At 63.9% G+C, this 3,182-nt stretch carries 4 protein-coding genes; 1 reads left to right on the top strand and 3 read right to left on the bottom strand.

Annotated elements, in window-relative coordinates; all coding sequences use genetic code 11:
* Positions 1-794 (top strand): lysophospholipase (locus KGZ89_04805; GenBank protein ID MBS3974169.1); only part of this gene is annotated, 794 nt, incomplete at its 5' end.
* 114 nt (positions 795-908) lie between these two features.
* On the opposite strand, the gene KGZ89_04800 is transcribed toward KGZ89_04805, so the two are convergent.
* The 3 genes from KGZ89_04800 to KGZ89_04790 form a co-directional block, all read right to left on the bottom strand.
* On the bottom strand, positions 909-1,586 hold the full coding sequence (locus KGZ89_04800; GenBank protein MBS3974168.1) for a uracil-DNA glycosylase: 678 nt from the start codon (positions 1,584-1,586) through the stop codon (positions 909-911).
* Between the two features lie 3 nt (positions 1,587-1,589).
* The gene (locus KGZ89_04795) at positions 1,590-2,753 is read right to left on the bottom strand and encodes a pyridoxal phosphate-dependent aminotransferase (protein ID MBS3974167.1); all 1,164 of its coding nucleotides are present in this window, start codon (positions 2,751-2,753) and stop codon (positions 1,590-1,592) included.
* Between the two features lie 8 nt (positions 2,754-2,761).
* The coding region (locus tag KGZ89_04790) for a glycosyltransferase family 2 protein (GenBank protein ID MBS3974166.1) at positions 2,762-3,182 on the bottom strand (421 nt) is incomplete at its 5' end.

The raw sequence follows: 3,182 nt of genomic DNA, 5'->3' as shown, positions 1-3,182 counted from the left end.
CCCAGGCCTGGCTGCCCGAACACCTAGCCGCGATAGTGGTCGTGGCCCACGGCTACGCCGAGCACAGCGGCCGGTATCTGCAGGTGGCCGAGTATCTAGCTGCGCAAGGCATAGCGACCTTTGCCCTCGACCAGCGCGGGCATGGCCACAGCGAGGGGGAGCGGGCGCTAGTCGGCAGGCTGTCCGACTGCGTCGGTGACCTGGCGCAGTTCATCAGCCAGGTTCGGGCCGAGCATTCCGCCCCGCTGTTCGTGCTAGGGCATAGCATGGGTGGGGCCATCGCCCTGCAATACGCTTTGAACTACCCTCAGAGTGTGGACGGGCTGATCACCAGCGGCGCGTTTTTGCTGAGCGCCACGCCTGCTCCGCCCTGGCTGCGGGCGGTGGTGCGGCTGTTGGGCTGGATAGCGCCGAGACTGCCGGTTAAGCCGCTCGATGCCGCCCTACTTTCGCGTGATCCGGCGGTGGTGAGCGCCTATGATGATGATCCGATGGTCTATCGCGGCAAGGTTATGGCGCGGATGCTGGACGTGCTGTTAAGTGCCGGACCGCTGGTGTTAGCACAAGCCGAGCGCCTTACCCGGCCGCTGCTAATCCTCCACGGCGGCGACGACAAAATTGCTGCGCCGGAGGGAAGCCGCCGCCTGCACGCGCTGGCGGGCGCCAGCGACAAAACCCTGCGCGTTTATGAGGGGTTCTACCATGAGATCTTTAATGAGAAGGGCGAGATAGTGCTGGCAGACATCGTGCATTGGATTAACACGCGGCTCGCTCAAAGAGAGTTCACTGGCTGAGTGCCGTAGCGCTTTGGGCCTCAGGACGAGGTTAATCCTGTTGACCAGAAGGTGTTATCCCCTTGGACGAACCGCACTCGGGCCAGCCGAAGGCCGACTTAAAGCGCGACGCGCCTAGGCCTCGCTCATCAAGCGTCTGGCCTCGAGTAGCACGGTGTCGAACATAGCAGGTGTCAGCCGTCCGGTATTGGTGTTTTGGAAGCTGACGTGATAGCTGTCGACAAGCGGCAGGCCGCCGGGGATCCGGTGCAGCGCGCCGTGAGCAAAGACATAGTCCTTCTTGGCGAGCGTGTGCCCACGCGCTTTTAAGAGCTCAAGGTGGCTGTCGTGGGCAATAGCGCCCAAAGCCAGGACGACCCGCAGATAGGGGAGCCCCAACAGGTCGTGTGCAAGCCATTCCCGGCAGGCGGTTAGCTCCGCGCGGGTTGGCCGGTTGGCAGGCGGCACGCAGCGGCACGCTGCCGTGATCCAGACGCCGTAGAGCTTAAGCCCGTCGCCCTGCTGGGTAGCCTTAGCTTGGCTGGCCAGCCCGGCGCGGTACAGCGCGGGATAGAGGAAGTCGCCCGAGGCGTCGCCGGTAAACATCCGCCCGGTGCGGTTGCTGCCGTGCGCACCGGGAGCCAGGCCGAGGATGAGGAGGCGAGCCTCGGGGTCGCCAAAGCCGGGCACCGGCTTGCCCCAATAGGTCTCCTGGCGGCGGCGCTTAAGGTGCGCTACCTCCTCGCGGTAGTCGGCCAGGCGGGGGCAGCGGCGGCACGCCGCAAGCGCCTCGGGGTAGAAGTCGTAAGCCACGCCTCAGCCCAGATAGGGGGCCAGCCCCCGCGTCAGCCGATGTAGCGCTTCAGCCAAGATATGCCGTGGTGTGGCGAAATTCAGGCGTGCGAAGCCCTCAAAGCCGGGGCCGTACTGCGGCCCGTCGTTGAGGCCGACTCGGCAGTCGTTAAGGAGCATCTGGCAGAGCCTGTCGCCGAGCCCTAGCGCCCGGAAGTCGAGCCAGGCGAGATAAGTAGCCTGGGGGGGCAAGTAGCCCACTCCGGGGAGGTGCTTTGGCAGATAATCGCCTAAAAAGCGGCGGTTACCATCGAGGTAGCGCAGGGTCAGCTCGAGCCACGGTTGGCCTTGCCGATAGGCCGCCATGGTGGCTACCTGGGCCATCACGTTAGGGCCGGTCACCAGCCCGCGAGCGTGCCGCTTGAGGCGAGCCAGCAAGGCTGCGTTCTGGCTGACGACGATGCCGATCTTTAAGCCGGCGATGTTAAAGGCCTTGGTCGGGCCGAACACGGTAATGGTGCGTTGCGCAATCTCAGGATGCAACGAAGCCAAGGGAAGGTGCTGCTCGCCGGGGTAGAGCAGGTCGCTGTGCAGCTCGTCGGAGAGGACCCACAGGTTATGCCGCAAAACGAAGTCGGCCAGTCTTTCCAGCTCCTTGCGGTTGAATACCCGCCCTGTCGGATTATGCGGATGACAGAGCAGCAAGACTCTGGTAGCTGGCGTAACGAGCGCCTCGAGCTGTAAAAAATCGATTTGGTACTGGCCGTTATCCACTACCAGCGGGTTGTAACGCGGCAGCCGGCCGGTGTCCTTAACGGCGCTGATAAAGGGCGGGTAGATGGGCGTCTGGATGATGACCTCGTCGCCCGCGCTGCTGCACGCCAGGACTGCCAGATAGAGGCTGGGGATGACGCCGTTAATGAGCCAGAGCTCTTCGGTGCCCAGTCTCCAGCCGTACCGCGCTGCCATCCGCTCAAGGATCGCCTCGAGCAGGCCGGGTTCGCCCGTGGCCAGCGAGTAGCCGAGATAGCCGCCAGCGCGCTCTTGCAGCGCCGCAACGATCTCGGGCGCTACCGGGAAGTCCATGTCGGCCACCCACAGCGCGATAACATCAGGATCAAAATGATGCCATTTGACCCCGGGTTGGCGCTGAAGCTCGGCTAGGGTGATCTGGTCGAACGGGTGCATGCCGGAGTCTACCGTGAACCGGAGCGTTGTTCCGCCAACAGCAGCGCGTGGTTCTTGCTGGTGAGAGTCAGTCCGTGCTTAACGCAGAAACGCTCGAAGTAGGCCACCCGCCGGGGATTGGTAAGGTCATCCGAGACCATCTGCTGATGGACCAAGTAGCTTATGCCAGGACTAGCCAAAGTGCAGAGCGGATAGCCGGCTGAGAGTACCCGCAAGATCCAGTCCCAATCGAAGTAGCTGCCGACCTCGTGGTCGAACGGGCCGAGCTGGTCGTGCAGCGTTCGAGGATAAGCCAGGCTCGAGGTCAGTAAGGTGTTGTCCTGACGGAGGCGCTCCGGACTGGCTGGCAGCGCGAACAGCTCTCGCTCCTGCATGCCTTCGGTGCGCTCGCGCACCAGCCAGCCGTGGCGGTGGACCAGGGCCGGGCCC

The organism is Actinomycetota bacterium (assembly GCA_018334075.1).
In the GTDB taxonomy this organism is placed as follows: Bacteria; Actinomycetota; Coriobacteriia; order Anaerosomatales; family UBA912; genus JAGXSC01.
Note: the sequence above shows the minus strand (reverse complement) of the source record. Positions and strands in the feature narration are given on the sequence as shown.

Bases quoted from the DNA above. Each gene is read 5' to 3' on its own strand.
- KGZ89_04795 (MBS3974167.1), bottom strand. From the start codon at position 2,753: ATGCACCCGTTCGACCAGATCACCCTAGCCGAGCTTCAGCGCCAACCC.